The following is a 15,296-nucleotide window of genomic DNA, read 5'->3' on the forward strand; positions in this document are numbered from 1 at the left end:
TCGCAGGCAAGCCAGCTCCCACATTTGATGGTGGTGTGGCACAAAACTCTATGCCCAACAAAGCCCCCCTGTGGGAGCGGGCTTGCCCGCGAAAGCGGTAGTTCAGTCACCATCTTTGGTCACAGGTACTTGAGCCACGCGATATCCCGCCGCCGGGCTTTGAGCCTGGCAAACCAGCGCACTGGCAGGTACAACGCCAGGGGCAGCAGCAACGCCACGAGCCACACCGATGCCACGTTGTCGAAGCCAAAATGCGTCCCCTGGTTAAGGCCAAACAACGCCACGCCCATCACATACAGCACTTTCAACACATACAAATGCAGCAGATAAAAGAACATCGGTGCCGCGCCGAACACTGCCAGGGTGCCGATCCAGCGACGTTGCCCGGCGCGTTCGAAGCCCAGCAGCAACAACAGCCCCACACCCAACGTCAGCGCGAGGAACAGCAGTGAAGGTGGGTATTTAGTGATGTTGAAGAAACTCATCAGCGTCTGTACCTGGCTGTGGTACATCTGCCATGGCGCCTCACCATAGCCATTGATCAGGCGCAACACCCCAAAGCCTACCAGCGCGCCAACGCCGGCCAGTAACAGATAACGCTGACGTCGCGCCGCCGCCATCGAGCCGCAAAACCACGGGCCGATGCCATAACCCAGGGCAATCACCCCGATCCACGGCAGTACCGGGTACGTTGTGCGTAAGCGCAGCGTGTCGCTCACTTCGATCCAGCTACGTTCATGCAAGATCGCCCAGGGAATGTGCAACGCCGAACCCACTGCGAAATGCACGCCGTCGAGCAGGTTATGCCCGCCAATGATCACCAGTGCCAGGCCGATCAGCAACGGGCGTGGCAACCACACCAGCGCGGCGAGGGCGATCATGCTCACGCCGATGGCCCAGATCACCTGCATATAGATGACGCTGGGAGGCAATTGGAAGGTCCAGGCGAAGTTCACCAGAGTAAATTCCAGCACCACCAGAAACAGCCCGCGCTTGAACAAAAACGCCGAGACGTCACCGCGGCCCTGGTATTTTTCGCCGTACAGAAACGCTGACAGGCCCGTGAGCAACACAAACACCGGCGCACACAAGTGGGCTAGGGTTCGGCTGATAAACAACGCCGGCTCCGTAGTGTCGATGTTCATCGGGTCGCTGACTTGCCGGTGCAGCAGAAACGTTTCGCGCACGTGATCAAGCAACATGAACAGGATCACCAGGCCGCGCAGGGCGTCGATGGAAAGCAGGCGTTGGCGTGAGTTGGCAGCGGGAACAGCGTCAGTCATGGTGCAAGGTCGCCGGTGGGAAGGAAAAAGGGTAGTTATCTTATAACATTGGAGGCCGTCGTGGCGTTCTGAGTCGGAATCGCCCCCTGCAAATGCTAGGGTAGGGCATAGACCTTGACGACCCCGGAGTCATTTATGAGCGCCCCGATTGATTTCAAAGCTGTCGTGCAATTCTGGATGGCGGCGGGCCCGGCACGCTGGTTCAAGAAAGATGCACAGTTCGATGCCGAGTTCGGCGCACGCTTCCATGAGGCCCATTTCCAGGCGGCCAGGGGTGAGCTGGAGCATTGGGTGAACGAACCCGAAGGCGCGCTGGCGTTGCTGATCCTGCTCGATCAATACCCGCGCAATACCTTCCGGGGCACCGCCCATATGTTTGCCACCGATCCACTGGCCAGGGTGTACGCCGCACGTATGATCGACGCGGGGATGGACCGGCTGATCGACCCGGCATTGCGCGCGTTCTGCTACTTGCCCTTCGAGCATTCAGAACAACCCGATGACCAGCAGCGTTCCCTGGCATTGAACAAACAACTCGATGCCAATACCTACCACTGGGCCAAGGAACATGCCGACATCATCGAGCGATTCGGCCGGTTCCCCCATCGCAATGCAGCGTTGGGTCGGGTGACGACTGAGGAAGAGGAGGCGTTTCTTCAGGGCGGTGGGTTTTCCGGATAGGGTGTAGGAACCGGTCGTATTCCGCCGAGGAATGCCCCCATAAAAAAGCTGCATTGTATTTGTCGCCGCACATCTCGTAGCGTGGCTGTCCACCCAAGGAGATGCCGCCGTGACGAACCTGCCGATACGCTTGTATGTCGATGCCCAGTTCACTAGCCCGTATGCGATGTCGGTGTTTGTGACCCTGCAGGAAAAAGGCTTGCCGTTCGAGGTGCACACCCTCGACCTTGATGCGCTGGAGCAGCAGGCCCCGGCGTTTGCCGGGTTGTCTGTGACCCAGCGCGTGCCGACCCTGGAGCAGGGCGGGTTTGCCTTGTCCGAATCGTCGGCAATTACCGAGTACCTGGACGAGGTGTTCCCCCAGGTGCCGGTTTACCCCACGGAGCCACGTCAACGCGCGCGGGCGCGGCAGATCCAGGCGTGGTTGCGCAGTGACTTGCTGCCGATCCGCCAGGAGCGCTCCACGCTGGTGGTGTTTTGCGGGATCAAGTACGGCCCGTTATCCACCCAGGCCCAGGTGGCGGCTGACAAGCTGATTGCGGCTGCGCAGCACTGGCTGGCCGCCGGGGATGACTATCTGTTTGGCCAATGGTCGATTGCCGATGTGGACCTGGCCGTGATGCTCAACCGGCTGATCCTCAACGGCGATCCAGTGCCCGCGCCGTTGGTGGCGTACGCCCAGCGTCAGTGGCAGCGCCCTTCGGTGCAGGCGTGGGTCAATCAGGCACGCCCGGCGCTGTAGTGCCCAGCGGCCATTCCTGCGCGACACGGCGGTCGAGGTCTTCCCAGTCTTCCATGCCCAGCACCCGGGTGGTGTTCAAACCGCGCAGATAGCCGCGCAGTTGCTGGGCGGCGGCGCAGGCCTGAAGGGTATCAACGGCGGGGGCCTGGAGGACGGTTTCGTACTCCACCAAATAGTCGGCAACGCGCTCGCGAAACTCCGGCAGGACAGCGTTGCGGATGCGATCAAAAGTCTTCTGATGGGGCTTCATGGACAGGTCCTTCTTATAGATTTTGTTGTATGTACGCCGGCTCCTACAGGGGATGGCGTCAGTCAGGCATGGCTTCGCCGCTGAATGCATGCACCGCCGCTACCAACCCCTTGGCAGCCAGGGCCACCAGTTCACCGCCTTTTTCTGGTGTTGCCAGAGCCGGGTCGGAACCCATGCGCCCATCCGGGTGGCGGGCGCGAAAGTCCTGGGCCTCGCGGATCGGGCCGGCGGGGGCAATTCGGGGCGAGTAGTCTGCCGTCTTGATCGAGTCCGGGTAGGCCCACTGGGTAATCGCGATTTCCGAAGGCGTGGCATGGGTGCCATGTCCGGTCGGGAACTGCGCGCGTGCCAGTTCGCCAACGCCTTCCAAGTCCCACCAGTTGCACAGTTTCAAGGCGAAGCCGGCGGGGCGGCGGGCGAAGCTGGCCTCGGCGTATAGCTCGGAAAAGGCGGCTTCGATGGTGGCGATATTGCCGCCATGGCCATTGAGAAACAGGATTTTCTCGAAGCCATGGGCCGCCAGGGAGCGGGTCCAGTCGCCAATGGCGGCGATAAACGTCGACGGCCGCAGGGAGATGGTGCCGGGGAACCCGAGGTGATGCTGGGCCATGCCGATATTGAATGTCGGGCCGATCAGGATATCGGCGTCTTTTTGCGCTTGATGGGCAATGATTTCCGGGCACATCCAATCGGTGCCCAGCAGGCCCGTGGGGCCATGTTGTTCGTTGGAACCGATGGGGATCACCACGGTGCGGCTGCGGTCGAGAAATTGGCCAATCTCGATCCACGTTGACTGGTGCAAAAGCATTTCAGGTCCTCTCTCTGGTCAGGCTCGGCCTTCCAGATACTACCTCAACCGGCGCTGGCGATCTGGCGCGGTTTGCAATTGAGGTAGGCCGAGGACTTGAGCCAGCGCTGGTCGGGGTACCAGGAGAACATGAACTGCCCATCCTTGAGCTTGTCCACCACCTGGCGCGCCACTTGCGGGCGCACGGCGGGGCAGCCCTGGCTGCGGCCGATACGGCCTTCACGCTTGCTCCACAACGGGCTGACATAGTCGGCGGCATGGATCACGATGGCGCGGTCGCGGGCCAGGTCATTGAAGCCCGGCTCCAGGCCGTCCATGCGCAGCGAGTAGCCGTGGGCGCCTTGGTAGCTTTCCTGGGTGCGGAACAGGCCAAGGCTGGATTGATGGCTGCCTTCACTGTTGGAGAATTGGGTGGCGAAGTTTTCCCCGGATTTTTGCCCGTGGGCCACCAGGTCGCGCAGTACCAGCTTTTTTTGGCGCAGATCGAAAATCCACAGGCGACGGGCGGTCGAAGGTTGCGAATAGTCGATCACTGCCAGGCGTTCGGAGCGTTCCTGGCCATTATTGACGGCACACTGCATGGCGCTGAGGGCGCTTTTGAGGACTGCGGGATTGAGTTCTGGAGCCGAGCGCGCCAGGCTGCTATACAAGGTATGAGGTTTGGCATTCTCTGCGAAGGCACCCGTACAAAACGCGGCCAGGGCGGCGGCGATCAGGCCGAGTCGGCAGTCAATATTCAGCATTTATCGAGCATCTCCGCCGTAGATTGGAGCTAAGCCATTGTTCAAAAAAACTGCATGTTACTTGAGCCTTTGCTTGCTCGTAGCACCATTGGTCGCCACGGCCGATGAAGCGCTGCTCGAGCCGTCAAACCCAGTACAGCTGGCACTTGGGCAGTTGTCGAGCGTCTGCCCCGGTTTAGCCACTCAGTTGGATACGCCAGCCGAGCTGCGGCTACAGGCTTTTTACCAACAACAAGGCAATACGCCCCTCTGGAGGGTGGAGGGTCGCCGGCAGGCCTTGCAGGAGCAGTTACTGTTGCTGGCCGACGACGGCCTTGACCCGGCGCATTATCGGCTGCCCGACGCGACAAGCACTGGCAATGTGCTTTGTACCGACTTCGAAACCACCCAGCACTATCTGCAAGCCCTGCATGACTTGCATTACGGCCGTTTGCAGCAGGCCCATTACGAGCCGCTGTGGCATTCCCAGCCGCCGAGCGAGGACCCGGCCCTTGCCGTGCTGGCACTGGCCAGCGCCGGGCTTGCCGACATGCCCGCGGCGTTTGACCAGGCCAGGCCCAGCGCCCAGTTGTACCGCAGCCTGCGCGCAGCCTACGCCACCCAGCGCCTGCAACCCTTGGCGCAATGGGGCGTGATTGCAGACGGCCCGTTGTTGCGCCCTGGCCGGGACGACCCACGGGTGCCGGCGTTGGCCACACGTCTGGTCGGTGGCGGCTACCTGGCGAGCGTGCCCAAGGGCAATCAATACACCAATGAGTTGGTCGAGGGAGTGAAGCGCTTCCAGGCCAGCCATTCGCTGCAAGCCGATGGGGTGATCGGCCCGGGGACGGTGGCCGAGCTCAACGTCAGCCCGGCGGTGCGGCGCGAGCAACTGCGGGTCAATCTCGAACGCTTCCGCTGGTTGGCCCAGGACCTGGAGCCAGACGGCATTCTGGTCAACGTCGCGGCTGCGCAGTTGAGCGTCTACCAGGGCGGCGTCCCCGTGTGGCAGACGCGCTTGCAGGTGGGCCGCGCCGAACGGCAAACGCCGCTGCTTAAATCGCGCATCACGCGGTTGACCCTCAACCCGACCTGGACGATCCCGCCGACCATCATGCGCGAGGACAAGCTGCCAGCCATTCGCCTGAACCCGGAGTACTTGCGCCAGCAGAACCTCAAGGTGCTCGACAGTGAAGGTCGCGCACTCTCGCCCGAAGAAGTGGACTGGTCGCACCCCGGCAATATCCTCCTGCGCCAGGACGCCGGCCCGCGTAACCCGCTGGGCAAGATTGTCATGCGGTTCCCCAACCCGTTCTCCGTGTACCTGCACGATACCCCCAGCCAGCCGTTGTTCAGCAAGGGGCCACGGGCGTTCAGCTCGGGGTGTGTGCGGGTGGAACAGCCGATGTTGCTGCGTGATTTGCTGGTGAACCCGGCCGAAAAGGCGCGTACCGAGGAGTTGCTGGCCACCGGGGTGACCCATGAGTTCCGCCTGGCCACGCCGGTGCCCGTATTGCTGGGCTACTGGACAGTGCAAGTGGATAGCCAGGGTGCGTTGCTGTACGCGCCGGATATCTATAGCCGCGATGGGGTGTTGTTGAAGGCGCTGGGTGCGGTCCTGTAGGCGCTCCCACCTAAAAGCCACCGGGTATCTGCGCAATATGAGACCCGGTTGGCATCCTTGAGAAAATAACCATCAGGTATTTCTCAATTGCTCAAGAAACTGGCCAGGCCTGCCGACGTGATGGGTACATACCCAGGAGCGTTCACTATGAGCAGTCAAGGTTTGGCAGTTGGTATCAGCCTGTTTTTCGCGCTCGTCAGCGGCAGTGGCCAAGCAGCAACCACCGTGGCCCAAGGTGTCATCCAGTTTCATGGCAGCATCGTCGAGGCAACGTGCGCGGCGGGCAGCGGGTCTGGGGCGACGCTTGCACTGAGCGGTTGCCCGACGTTTGCACCCGGGGGCAACATCAGCGCCTATGGCGTCAAGCCGGTATCTACGGTCAGCGCGCTGGACCACACCGCGGTCAAGGTCAAGCTGGTGACCGAAACCACAGGGGATGGGCGTTACTTCGATCGGCGCTACAGTTTGAACGATGGGGCGGGTAAACCGTTGCGCTCAGGGGCTTACCTGGTAACGCTGAGTTACCCCTGAACCCCTTTACTCCAGGCTGTAAAGATCAAAGGTGGGGGCTGTCGCGTTGGTCTGGAAACAGACGGTAAACGTAGTGCCGCTGCCCACCTGAGAGCTTGCCACCACATCCCCGCCATGGGCCTTGGCAATTTCCCGCACGATAAACAGCCCCAGCCCGACACTGCGCACATCGGTGTGCTGATCGGTGCCTCGGGTCATGGGCTCAAACAGCACGCTCATCAACGCATCGGCAATCACCGGCCCATGGTTATGCACCGAGAGGCTGGCCCCGTCGTCGCCCAAGCGTGAGGTTATGGTGATGGGGTGTTGCAGGTCGCCGTAGGCCACGCTATTGGCCACCAGGTTGCCGATGATTTGCTGCAGGCGGTCGCCATCCAGGCAAGTATCGGCAGCGCCCACGGTGTGATGCACCAGGGTGGCGCGGGGAAAGGCCACCCGCAGCTCGTCCACGGCGCGCCGGGTTACGTCATGCAGGTCCAGCGCAGCGGGGGTGACAGCGATGCCCACGCCGACCCGTGCCTGGGTGAAGTCCAGCAGGTCGGCGATCATCCGTTGGGCGCGCTCCGATGACTGACCGATATGGCCAATCAATTGGGTTTCCTTGGCGGTGCGCTCGCCACGGGCGAGGAAATCGGAGGCCATCTTGATCGCGGTCAGCGGGTTTTTCAGGTCGTGACTGACGATGGCGACCATTTGCTCGGCAAACAGCGCCCGGCGCTTTGCCTTGATATAGGCCTCGTTGAGTTCGGCTTGGGCTTGCTGGAGTGCGGTCTCGGCGGCGGTTTTTTCCAGCAGCAGGGCTTCGGCCAACTTGCGTGCGTTGAGCAGCTCGCGTTCGTACTTGTCGCGGTCGGTGGTGCCGAACAGTGCCAGTTCGTGCCGCACGCCGTCGGGGTGGTCGCGCTTGATGGCATTGAGCAGGACGGTCACGGTGTGGCCGTCACGATGGCGCAGGTCGAGCTTGACCTCGGTGACACGGCCCTGTACCTGCATCAACGGGGCAAGATGGGTCTGATGAAAAATGCGCCCGCCCATGGTCAGCAGGTCCTGGAAACGTCGCCCGTGCAGTTCGTCCGCCGTCATGCCCACCCAGTCACTGAAACACTGGTTTACCCGCAGGAGCGTGCCGTCTTCGGCGCTGACGGCCAGCGCACAGGCCGCGCCGTCGAACAGCGCCAGGGGATCGGGCAATGTGTCACTGGTCATGGGCAGCGGTCCATGGCATCAGGAAGCTATCCATCGCGGCCGCGCAGGCCGCTGCTGCGCTCATATGCGGGCAATGGCCCACATTGTCGATCAGGCAATAGCGGCTGTGGGGCAACACCCGGTGCAGGTACTCGCCCACGCAGACCGGGGCGATCAGGTCATCGGTCGATTGCAGGATCAGTGTGGGGGTGGTGAGGCCACCGATATCGGCGCGGTTATCCGACAAGAACGTCACCCGCGCAAACTGCTTGGCGATCTCGGGCTCGGTGCGGCAGAAGCTGTTGGTCAGTTCTTCACTGAGGGCCGGTTGCCCTGGCGCGCCCATGATCACCGGAGCCATGGTGCTGGACCAACCCAGGTAGTTGCTGTCGAGGGTGTCGAGCAGCGACTGGATATCTTCGGGCTTGAACCCACCCACGTAGTCGTCGGCATCGATATAGCAGGGGGAAGGGCCAATCATCACATGGGCGGCGATGCGCCCGGGGGCGGCGCGGTCGGCGAGGGTGCCGATCATGGCGCTGACCGAATGGCCTACGAGGATCACCGGGCCGCTGGCAAACCCATCGATGATCTCATTCAGGTCCGCGGCGTACCCATCCAGGGTGGCGTATTTTGCCTTGTCGTAGGCCGCCGGGTCAGACAGGCCGGCCCCTACCAGGTCATATAGCACCACGCGAAAGCGTTCGACGAAATGGGGCAGCAGGTAATTCCACATGGCCTGGTTACAGCCAAAACCATGGGAAAACACCAGTGTCGAGGAACCATTGCCCACTACGTTGACGTTGTTGCGATGTCGAAGGTCCATGGGCGCGCTCGTAGTGGCGTGTTGCTATGAGGTTTTGCCGTCAGTTTAGAGAGTCATCCGCATGGGGTCACTAGATATAGCGTTGATAGGGTAAAGTCGGCGCTTTCAGGACGAAACGTCAGGTACCCAGTATGGCGCGGTTTTTACGGCAATCGGCCTTGGGCCTGCTGGTCATGGTGTTGGCTGCGCTGGCTTTGGCGCAAACGGCGCCGCCGCCATGGGCGAGCGTGGCGCTGAACCAGCGGGTGATCGACCTGACCCACACCCTGGACAGCTCGACCCAGCAGCGCCTGACCGACCAGCTTGCGGACCTCGAACAGCGCAAGGGCGCGCAGATCGCCGTGATGTTGCTGCCGACTACGGCGGACGCCGATCTTGAAACGTTCACCACCGAGCTGTTCCGCGCCTGGAAACTGGGGCGCAAGGGCATCGACGACGGTATTTTGCTGCTGGTGATCAAAGACGACCGCAAGGTGCGGATCGAAGTCGGATATGGCCTGGAAGGGCTGGTCACAGACCTGTTGAGCCACCGGATTATCGAGGAACAAATGACCCCGGCGTTTCGCCAGGGCGATTACGCCGCCGGTGTGCAACACGCCGTGGATGCCCTGAGCGTGTTGGTCGAGGGCGGCGACCTGCCCGCAGTGGACGAGACCCGGGAGACGGTGGATGAGGCCGCAGTGTTGCTGGCCCTGATCCTCGGCGCCGTCGGCGGGGTGTTGCTGGCCTCGGGCAAGCTGCATTGGCGACGCGGCCTGATCGGCGCCCTGGCAGTGACCGTGCTGCTGACGGCGCTGGCCGCGATCAATGGCAAGTCCTGGCCGATCTATATCGTGGCGCTGCCGTTTTGCATGTCGATCAGCGCGGCCATATTCGGCGCGTTGTGGCAGGCCAAGGTGGTGTTTTATTGCGTATTGGCGCTGATGGCCTACAGCATCGGCCTGGGGCTGGTGGATCACTACCTGACCGAAGTGTCCTTTATGAACTGGCTGGGCTGGCCGATGGCTGTGCTGGTGGTGCTGGGCCTGTACTTGATCCTGTTCGCGGTGATGAAGGCCGCCTGGAAAAACAGCCGGGTGGGGTTTTGCCTACAGTCGGTGGTGGTGCTGGGGGTGTATGGCGCGGCCGGGTATCTGCTGGAGATGGGGCTTGATGGCTGGTTGTTCGCCTTGCCCATCAGTTCGTTTGCGGCGCTGTTCATCTATGGCCAGGGGACGGGCGGGTCGAGCGGCGGTTCCAGCGACCGCTCAAGTTCCAGTTCCAGTTCCAGCTCAAGTTCCGGTGGTGGGTTTTCCGGTGGCGGCGGCTCCAGCGGTGGCGGCGGGGCTTCGGGGAGTTGGTGAAGCCCGTTGCGGTTTCAGAGCGTCATCACCATTTCATGCCAAGCCATCCCACCGTGATCTGACGCCGAGGGCTGCACATACTGGTAGCCCATGCGTGCGTACAGCGGCACATGCTGTTCCTTGCACATCAGGTGGATGGTCTGTTTGCCCATCCCGCGCATGCGCTGCACAAAGGCCGTCATCAATTGCGTGGCGTAGCCCTTGCCCTGGTGCGCAGGGTCCACCACTACCGACATGATCACTACATTTGGCGCATCTGCTGCGTGCCCTACCAATTCCTTGAAGGCTTCATCCGACATCACCACGTCATGGGCGCAACCGCCGTTGATAAAGCCCACCACCTGACCGTCCACTTCCAGGATCAGGAAACCTTGCGGGTACAAGGCGATGCGCGTGGTGATCTTCTCCAGGGTTGCGGCTTCATCACCTTCGTAGGCGCTGATTTCGATCTCATAGCAGCGAGCGGCATCTGCCGGGATGGCGTTGCGTAGTGTGAGGGCGGGCATGGCGGTTCCTGGGCGGTTGAGCGAGGGGCAGCATGATAGCGGGGTGGGGCCGCTGACGAAAATCCCACAAACAAAACCCACCCCTGTAGGAGCCAGTTCAAGCCGGCTCCTACAGGGGCGTTTAAGTGCGGTGTTTTTCCATGCGGATGTCGCCCTTCGGCAACTGCTCGACCACCCTCCAACCCAGTCGCTGGTAAAACCCATTGGCCCGGCTTGCTTCGGCGGTTTCCAGCCAGATTTGTTGATGGTGCTGGAACAACAGGGCTTCGGCCTGTGCCATCAGCCGGCGGCCCAGCCCGTGCCCTTCAAATTCGGGGCGGATGAACGCGGCAAATACGCAGCCGTCCTCCACATCAGCCATGGAGAAACCGGCCGCCACGCCATCCACTTCGGCGACCCATACGCAGGGCGCTTGTTGCAGGGCGTGCAGGATGGCATCAGGGGTGATGCCCATTTCCGTCAACTGCTCATGGGACAGGTGGTTTTCCCTGACGCTGGTACGAATGTCGAAAATGGCGTTGATGTCTGCCGGGGTGGCAACTCTGATGTGGGGGGGCATGCTGTCCTCGCTGTCGTCCATGAGTTTGCTGTCTTTTGTGATATTTGCCATCGCCGATTGTAGGAACCGGCTCCTACAAGGGCGAGGTGTATTTGACGGCTGCCGCTGCCCGCGATGGCACGTTAAGGCTTCTCAGCAACCCGGACACATGGATGCGCACGGTAAACGGCGAAATATCCAGGGCCTTGGCGATTTCCTTGTTGGTCTTGCCTTGAGCGATCAGCCGCAACACTTCCTGCTGGCGCGCAGTCAGGGTGTTGGTGTCCAGGGGCAACAGCCCCGAAGGTGCGAACTTGACCAGCACCTCGCCCTGGCGGATGGCGAGCAGGGCCTGGCCGATCTCTTCGGGGGCGATGTTCTTCCCGATAAAGCCATCGGCCCCCATCGCCATCACCTGTTCGATCAACAGCGGGTCATCGACCATCGACACCACGATCAACGTGGTGCGCCGCAGTTGCTGGCGCAGTTCGCCCAACTGGCTGATGCAGGTCAGGCCGGGGAAGCGCAGGTCGAGGATCAGCGTGTCGACGTCGCTGCCGCTCTTGAGCATGTGCAGCACCGTGTCCAGGTCGCCGGCCTGTTCTACACAGGCCTCGGGCAGCAGGCGTTGCACCGTGCGCAGCATGCCTTCGCGAAACATTGGATGATCGTCGGCGATGATGATGCGGCATGTCATGGGGTGCTCCTCCCTGGGGCCAGGTCGTCCTGTGGCGTGGTACTTTAACACTCTGCTCGGCGTCTGCCTGCCGGGCGCGCCGATATGACGATGACCGTACAAGGACGTTGCCCATGAAGTTCGTGAAAGACGCCGAACTGGATCAAGCCAACCTGCGTATTGTGGTAGCCGCCTGCGCCATGGTGTACATCGGCCTGCTGGGTTTTTTGCCGGGGCAATCGGTGGCGCATTATGTGCCGGTGATGATCTATATCGGCCTGTTCCTGCTGGCCTCGATTGTGCTGCGCCAGGTGATCGCGCGCTGGCCCGGGCATTACCCGGCGCGGCGGATTTTCGGGATGATCCACGACTACACCGGCACCTCGTTCGGCCTGGTGATCGGCGGTGAGGCGGCGTTGCCGCTGTATGCGGTGATGGTCTGGGTCAACCTGGGCAACGGCATGCGCTATGGCTCGCGCTACCTGGCGATTGCCACGGGCCTGGCGTTGCTGGCGCTGCTGATCGTGTATTGGCTGACACCGTTGTGGCAGGCGCAACCCTTTATGGTGCTGATGCTGATGATCACCAGTACGGTGATCCCGGTCTACGCCCACCTGCTGCTGGAGCGCACGCGCAAGGCGTCCGAAGAAGCCATCGCCGCCAACCTGGAAAAGTCGCGCTTCCTGGCCCAGGCCAGCCATGATTTGCGCCAACCCATTCACTCCATCGGCCTGTTCACCGCGTGCCTGCGTGAAGCACGGCTGGGCGATGAAGAACGGCGGCTGGTGGATAATATCGACCGTTCGCTGCTTAACGTCTCGCAATTGTTCCGCTCCATTCTCGATCTCTACACCCTGGACAATGGCCGCTTGCTCCCCAAGTACCAGGTTGTTCATCTGGGCGAGTGGTTGGCCGAGTTGCTACGCCAGAACGCCGAAGCCGCCCGTTGGGCCGGCGTAGAACTGCGCCTGCGCCCTTGCGCCCATTGGGTGCGGGTTGATCCGGCATTGTTGGCCACCATGGTGCAGAACGTGCTCTCCAATTGCTTCAAGTACGGCGGCCAGCGCCCGGTGCTGGTCGGCGTGCGCCGGCGCGGCGGCGGGCTGATGGTGGAGATTCACGACCAGGGGCGGGGGATTGCGCAGGAGCATCTGCCCCGGGTGTTCGAGGAGTTCTACCGCGTCCGCCACCTGCGCGACAAAGACGTTGAAGGCGTCGGCCTGGGTTTGTCCATCGTCAAGCGCCTGGGGCTGTTGATGGATATGGACGTAGGGCTGCGCTCACGGGTGGGCCGTGGCACCTCGGTCAGCCTGCGCGGCCTGCCCCTGGCGACCGCGCCCCAGCAACCCGTGGTGCGCGACGATGCACGCCAGGCGGGGCTGCTGACCGGTTTGAAAGTGTGCCTGGTGGAAGATGACCACAACGTGCTGCTGGCCACCCAGGCATTGCTGGAGCGGTGGGGCTGCGAGGTGCAGGCGGAGTCGAGCGGGCATAACCTGGTCAGCGATTGCGACATCATCGTCGCCGACTATGACCTGGGCAACCACGCCACCGGTATCGAGTGCATCGACCAGCTGCGCGCACAGCGCGGCGTGGCGGTGCCGGCGCTGATTCTGACCGGGCATGATGTGGAGAGGATCCAGGCAGCCCTGCACGACCGGCAAATCGCCATTTTGTCCAAGCCAGTGCGCCCCGCTGAACTACGGGGCACCCTGCGCGAGCTCAGCCAGGGGCCGGTTACTGGTTAAATGGCGTCAACCCGTTACCCCGGGCGCCCTTGGGTTGGCAGTAGGCAGCGGGTTTCATCATGCCGAAGCTGGCCACCGCAAACATCCCGCCGCTGGCACCGCTGGGCACCGAGCAGTTGTAGTCACCGGAAGCGGTGCTGGCGATGTAATAGGTGGTCATGGAGTCACTGCGTACATTGGAAACACGCTTGACCGGCTCACCCAGATTGGTTTCCGAGAGCGTCTTGAGATGGTCTTCGGTGGGTTTGATATTGCTGCAACCGGCAACGCCGATCAGCAGGGCGCCCAGCAGGGCAAGGCGGGTAACAGGGGAGTGCAGTTTCATGGCGCTTCTTCCTTGGGGTTGTTTTGGTTTTTTACACGCACAACGATCCCTTGCACGGCGAGTTCGACGTGCTGACGGGGAGCATTGGGTTGCCGGCGAATATAGCGCCGGGCGCCTGCGGGGTCGATTAGCACAAGTGTGCTAATGGCACCTTGAGGTCACGGTAAACAGGGTTAATTCAGGGAGATTCGAATGCTACAAATCAGACGCGCCACCGACGACGACGGCCCCATCGCCTTCGAGATCCGCCTGCAAGCGATCCGCAGCCAATGCATCGGTGCCTACACCGCTGAGCAGATGCTGACCTGGACCCGTGGCGCGGCCGAGGACGGCTATACCGCGCTGATGGCCAAGCCGTTCTACCTGGGGTGCGTCGAGGGTGAGCCGGTCGCCACCGGCATGCTCGACCCGGGCCATCGGGAAGTCGGCGCGCTGTTTGTACGGCCCGGTTTTATCGGGCGCGGGATTGGCGGGCAGATGCTGGAGCACCTGGAGCAAGTGGCGTTGGCGTTGGGGATTGAGGAGGTGGTGCTGGATGCGACGCTAAATGCCGCTGATTTCTACCGCAGCCGTGGTTATGAAGGCAGCGAGCAGTCCATCTATCATTCGCCTACGGGGCTGGACCTGGCGTGTATCCCGATGGTCAAGCGCCTGTCTGTTTGAACGCCGCACGCAGGCGTTCGATCACGGTCGGCACCGAAAGCCCGGCAGTGGCGGGGGGCGTCGGGTTCTCACCGAATTCGCGCCAGATAAACAGCGTGAGTTCGGCCCCATCCGTCAACGCCTGCGTGTTGCTGCCGGCGCCAAAATCTTGCAGTACCCGGTAGCGCTCATCCTGCCAGAACAGCGTTTCGACCCAGTCATAGACCGGGATCAAATGAAAGTGCAACGGGAAACCGGGCATATGCCCAAAGCGGCTGATGTACAGCCACTTGGGCTGGAGCTGTACTTCCATCACCCGCTGGATTTTCGCCAGTAGGCCACCCATTTCCGCCAGAGCCGCTTCCGGCAGATCAGCCAGTGAGTTGATCGGCATCTTGGCCCCTAGCATCAAATAACCGGGCAGGGCCGAGGCCAAGTGATGATTGAGCAGCCAGTGTTCGGTTTCGTGGAGGACATGGGACGGAGCAATGCGCATGGTCGGGCACCTGGTGGGTCGCGCCGGCAGGATACCAAAGGCAACTCCCTGTATCCCAGGAATGGGCGCGATCTGTGTCTTTCGACGGGCAGGTCTTGTGGGTACCGTTATGCCCTTTGCTCTAGCACTGAGGCGCAGCTGCCCTGCCATTGTTGATAGGTGGTATGGCCACAATTCCCAGCTTCGCTGATATCCCCTGTGGGAGCGGCGGTGCGACGATTCGACTTGCCCGCGAAAGCGGTGGTTCAGTCACTTCTTGGCTGGCAGGTGTACCGCTATCGCAGCATAGGTATCTACACAACTTTGCCGCAACGCCTAGATCCAGGCAGATAGCGCAGTTGTGGCGAGCGGGCTTGCCCCGCGCTGGGCT

The 15,296-nt window shown here is 61.9% G+C and carries 18 protein-coding genes; 7 read left to right on the forward strand and 11 right to left on the reverse strand.

What is annotated here, in order from left to right:
• Positions 1 to 119: 119 nt before the first annotated feature.
• Entirely contained in the window at positions 120 to 1,283 is a 1,164-nt protein-coding gene (locus BHC62_RS23755; RefSeq protein ID WP_070996371.1) for a DUF1624 domain-containing protein, read from the reverse strand.
• Positions 1,284 to 1,418: 135 nt separating this feature from the next.
• Between BHC62_RS23755 and BHC62_RS23760 the strand changes: the two genes are divergently transcribed.
• Together BHC62_RS23760 and yfcF are read left to right on the forward strand one after the other, a co-directional pair.
• Positions 1,419 to 1,964 carry a DUF924 family protein gene (locus BHC62_RS23760; protein ID WP_070996372.1) on the forward strand — a complete coding sequence of 182 codons (546 nt, stop codon included), beginning with the start codon at positions 1,419 to 1,421 and terminating at the stop codon, positions 1,962 to 1,964.
• Between the two features lie 109 nt (positions 1,965 to 2,073).
• Positions 2,074 to 2,706: a glutathione transferase gene (yfcF, locus tag BHC62_RS23765; RefSeq protein ID WP_070996373.1), complete on the forward strand. Its 633-nt coding sequence runs from the start codon at positions 2,074 to 2,076 to the stop codon at positions 2,704 to 2,706.
• On the opposite strand, the gene BHC62_RS23770 is transcribed toward yfcF, so the two are convergent.
• Genes BHC62_RS23770 through BHC62_RS23780 form a run of 3 tightly spaced genes read right to left on the reverse strand, consistent with a single transcriptional unit; the run spans position 2,681 to position 4,507 of the window.
• Positions 2,681 to 2,956 (reverse strand): hypothetical protein, encoded by a 276-nt coding sequence (locus BHC62_RS23770; protein ID WP_070996374.1) that lies wholly within the window; start codon positions 2,954 to 2,956, stop codon positions 2,681 to 2,683. The genes yfcF and BHC62_RS23770 overlap by 26 nt on opposite strands.
• Positions 2,957 to 3,014: 58 nt before the next feature.
• A complete protein-coding gene (locus BHC62_RS23775; RefSeq protein WP_029292922.1) occupies positions 3,015 to 3,764 on the reverse strand; it encodes a creatininase family protein in 750 nt (249 codons plus the stop codon).
• 44 nt (positions 3,765 to 3,808) lie between these two features.
• Positions 3,809 to 4,507: a murein L,D-transpeptidase catalytic domain family protein gene (locus BHC62_RS23780; protein ID WP_029292921.1), complete on the reverse strand. Its 699-nt coding sequence runs from the start codon at positions 4,505 to 4,507 to the stop codon at positions 3,809 to 3,811.
• A 37-nt stretch (positions 4,508 to 4,544) separates the two neighbouring features.
• On the opposite strand from BHC62_RS23780, the gene BHC62_RS23785 reads away from it, so the two are divergent.
• Positions 4,545 to 6,110: a murein L,D-transpeptidase gene (locus tag BHC62_RS23785; RefSeq protein ID WP_070996375.1), complete on the forward strand. Its 1,566-nt coding sequence runs from the start codon at positions 4,545 to 4,547 to the stop codon at positions 6,108 to 6,110.
• Positions 6,111 to 6,257: 147 nt separating this feature from the next.
• Complete coding sequence (locus BHC62_RS23790; RefSeq protein ID WP_070996376.1) at positions 6,258 to 6,641, forward strand: hypothetical protein; 384 nt, start codon at positions 6,258 to 6,260, stop codon at positions 6,639 to 6,641.
• Positions 6,642 to 6,647: 6 nt separating this feature from the next.
• Here the strand turns inward: BHC62_RS23790 and BHC62_RS23795 are convergent, their stop codons facing one another.
• The gene (locus tag BHC62_RS23795) at positions 6,648 to 7,847 is read right to left on the reverse strand and encodes a PAS domain-containing sensor histidine kinase (RefSeq protein WP_070996377.1); all 1,200 of its coding nucleotides are present in this window, start codon (positions 7,845 to 7,847) and stop codon (positions 6,648 to 6,650) included.
• A complete protein-coding gene (locus BHC62_RS23800) occupies positions 7,837 to 8,652 on the reverse strand; it encodes an alpha/beta fold hydrolase (RefSeq protein WP_029292912.1) in 816 nt (271 codons plus the stop codon). The genes BHC62_RS23795 and BHC62_RS23800 overlap by 11 nt, the downstream gene beginning before the upstream one ends.
• A gap of 131 nt (positions 8,653 to 8,783) precedes the next feature.
• On the opposite strand from BHC62_RS23800, the gene BHC62_RS23805 reads away from it, so the two are divergent.
• The gene (locus BHC62_RS23805; protein ID WP_070996378.1) at positions 8,784 to 9,995 is read left to right on the forward strand and encodes a YgcG family protein; all 1,212 of its coding nucleotides are present in this window, start codon (positions 8,784 to 8,786) and stop codon (positions 9,993 to 9,995) included.
• A 14-nt stretch (positions 9,996 to 10,009) separates the two neighbouring features.
• On the opposite strand, the gene BHC62_RS23810 is transcribed toward BHC62_RS23805, so the two are convergent.
• The 3 genes from BHC62_RS23810 to BHC62_RS23820 form a co-directional block, all read right to left on the reverse strand.
• A complete protein-coding gene (locus BHC62_RS23810) occupies positions 10,010 to 10,501 on the reverse strand; it encodes a GNAT family N-acetyltransferase (protein WP_070996379.1) in 492 nt (163 codons plus the stop codon).
• 121 nt (positions 10,502 to 10,622) lie between these two features.
• The gene (locus BHC62_RS23815; protein ID WP_070996382.1) at positions 10,623 to 11,060 is read right to left on the reverse strand and encodes a GNAT family N-acetyltransferase; all 438 of its coding nucleotides are present in this window, start codon (positions 11,058 to 11,060) and stop codon (positions 10,623 to 10,625) included.
• Between the two features lie 73 nt (positions 11,061 to 11,133).
• On the reverse strand, positions 11,134 to 11,736 hold the full coding sequence (locus BHC62_RS23820; RefSeq protein ID WP_029292902.1) for a response regulator transcription factor: 603 nt from the start codon (positions 11,734 to 11,736) through the stop codon (positions 11,134 to 11,136).
• Between the two features lie 113 nt (positions 11,737 to 11,849).
• Between BHC62_RS23820 and BHC62_RS23825 the strand changes: the two genes are divergently transcribed.
• Positions 11,850 to 13,463, forward strand: a complete 1,614-nt coding sequence (locus tag BHC62_RS23825) for a hybrid sensor histidine kinase/response regulator (protein ID WP_070996380.1) — start codon at positions 11,850 to 11,852, stop codon at positions 13,461 to 13,463.
• On the opposite strand, the gene BHC62_RS23830 is transcribed toward BHC62_RS23825, so the two are convergent.
• Complete coding sequence (locus BHC62_RS23830; RefSeq protein WP_029292897.1) at positions 13,453 to 13,788, reverse strand: hypothetical protein; 336 nt, start codon at positions 13,786 to 13,788, stop codon at positions 13,453 to 13,455. The two genes, BHC62_RS23825 and BHC62_RS23830, sit on opposite strands and share 11 nt — an antisense overlap.
• A 192-nt stretch (positions 13,789 to 13,980) precedes the next feature.
• On the opposite strand from BHC62_RS23830, the gene BHC62_RS23835 reads away from it, so the two are divergent.
• Positions 13,981 to 14,451 (forward strand): GNAT family N-acetyltransferase, encoded by a 471-nt coding sequence (locus tag BHC62_RS23835; RefSeq protein ID WP_070996381.1) that lies wholly within the window; start codon positions 13,981 to 13,983, stop codon positions 14,449 to 14,451.
• Here the strand turns inward: BHC62_RS23835 and BHC62_RS23840 are convergent.
• Positions 14,432 to 14,926: an HIT family protein gene (locus BHC62_RS23840; RefSeq protein WP_029292893.1), complete on the reverse strand. Its 495-nt coding sequence runs from the start codon at positions 14,924 to 14,926 to the stop codon at positions 14,432 to 14,434. The genes BHC62_RS23835 and BHC62_RS23840 overlap by 20 nt on opposite strands.
• Positions 14,927 to 15,296 lie beyond the last annotated feature (370 nt).

Source organism: Pseudomonas sp. 06C 126 (assembly GCF_001855215.1).
Lineage (GTDB): Bacteria > Pseudomonadota > Gammaproteobacteria > Pseudomonadales > Pseudomonadaceae > Aquipseudomonas > Aquipseudomonas proteolytica.

Bases quoted from the DNA above. Each gene is read 5' to 3' on its own strand.
- BHC62_RS23770 (WP_070996374.1), bottom strand. From the start codon at position 2,956: ATGAAGCCCCATCAGAAGACTTTTGATCGCATCCGCAACGCTGTCCTG.
- BHC62_RS23825 (WP_070996380.1), top strand. From the start codon at position 11,850: ATGAAGTTCGTGAAAGACGCCGAACTGGATCAAGCCAACCTGCGTATT.
- BHC62_RS23810 (WP_070996379.1), bottom strand. From the start codon at position 10,501: ATGCCCGCCCTCACACTACGCAACGCCATCCCGGCAGATGCCGCTCGC.
- BHC62_RS23760 (WP_070996372.1), top strand. From the start codon at position 1,419: ATGAGCGCCCCGATTGATTTCAAAGCTGTCGTGCAATTCTGGATGGCG.
- BHC62_RS23755 (WP_070996371.1), bottom strand. From the start codon at position 1,283: ATGACTGACGCTGTTCCCGCTGCCAACTCACGCCAACGCCTGCTTTCC.
- BHC62_RS23800 (WP_029292912.1), bottom strand. From the start codon at position 8,652: ATGGACCTTCGACATCGCAACAACGTCAACGTAGTGGGCAATGGTTCC.
- BHC62_RS23780 (WP_029292921.1), bottom strand. From the start codon at position 4,507: ATGCTGAATATTGACTGCCGACTCGGCCTGATCGCCGCCGCCCTGGCC.
- BHC62_RS23835 (WP_070996381.1), top strand. From the start codon at position 13,981: ATGCTACAAATCAGACGCGCCACCGACGACGACGGCCCCATCGCCTTC.
- BHC62_RS23805 (WP_070996378.1), top strand. From the start codon at position 8,784: ATGGCGCGGTTTTTACGGCAATCGGCCTTGGGCCTGCTGGTCATGGTG.
- BHC62_RS23840 (WP_029292893.1), bottom strand. From the start codon at position 14,926: ATGCGCATTGCTCCGTCCCATGTCCTCCACGAAACCGAACACTGGCTG.
- BHC62_RS23815 (WP_070996382.1), bottom strand. From the start codon at position 11,060: ATGCCCCCCCACATCAGAGTTGCCACCCCGGCAGACATCAACGCCATT.
- BHC62_RS23790 (WP_070996376.1), top strand. From the start codon at position 6,258: ATGAGCAGTCAAGGTTTGGCAGTTGGTATCAGCCTGTTTTTCGCGCTC.
- BHC62_RS23830 (WP_029292897.1), bottom strand. From the start codon at position 13,788: ATGAAACTGCACTCCCCTGTTACCCGCCTTGCCCTGCTGGGCGCCCTG.
- BHC62_RS23820 (WP_029292902.1), bottom strand. From the start codon at position 11,736: ATGACATGCCGCATCATCATCGCCGACGATCATCCAATGTTTCGCGAA.
- BHC62_RS23775 (WP_029292922.1), bottom strand. From the start codon at position 3,764: ATGCTTTTGCACCAGTCAACGTGGATCGAGATTGGCCAATTTCTCGAC.
- BHC62_RS23795 (WP_070996377.1), bottom strand. From the start codon at position 7,847: ATGACCAGTGACACATTGCCCGATCCCCTGGCGCTGTTCGACGGCGCG.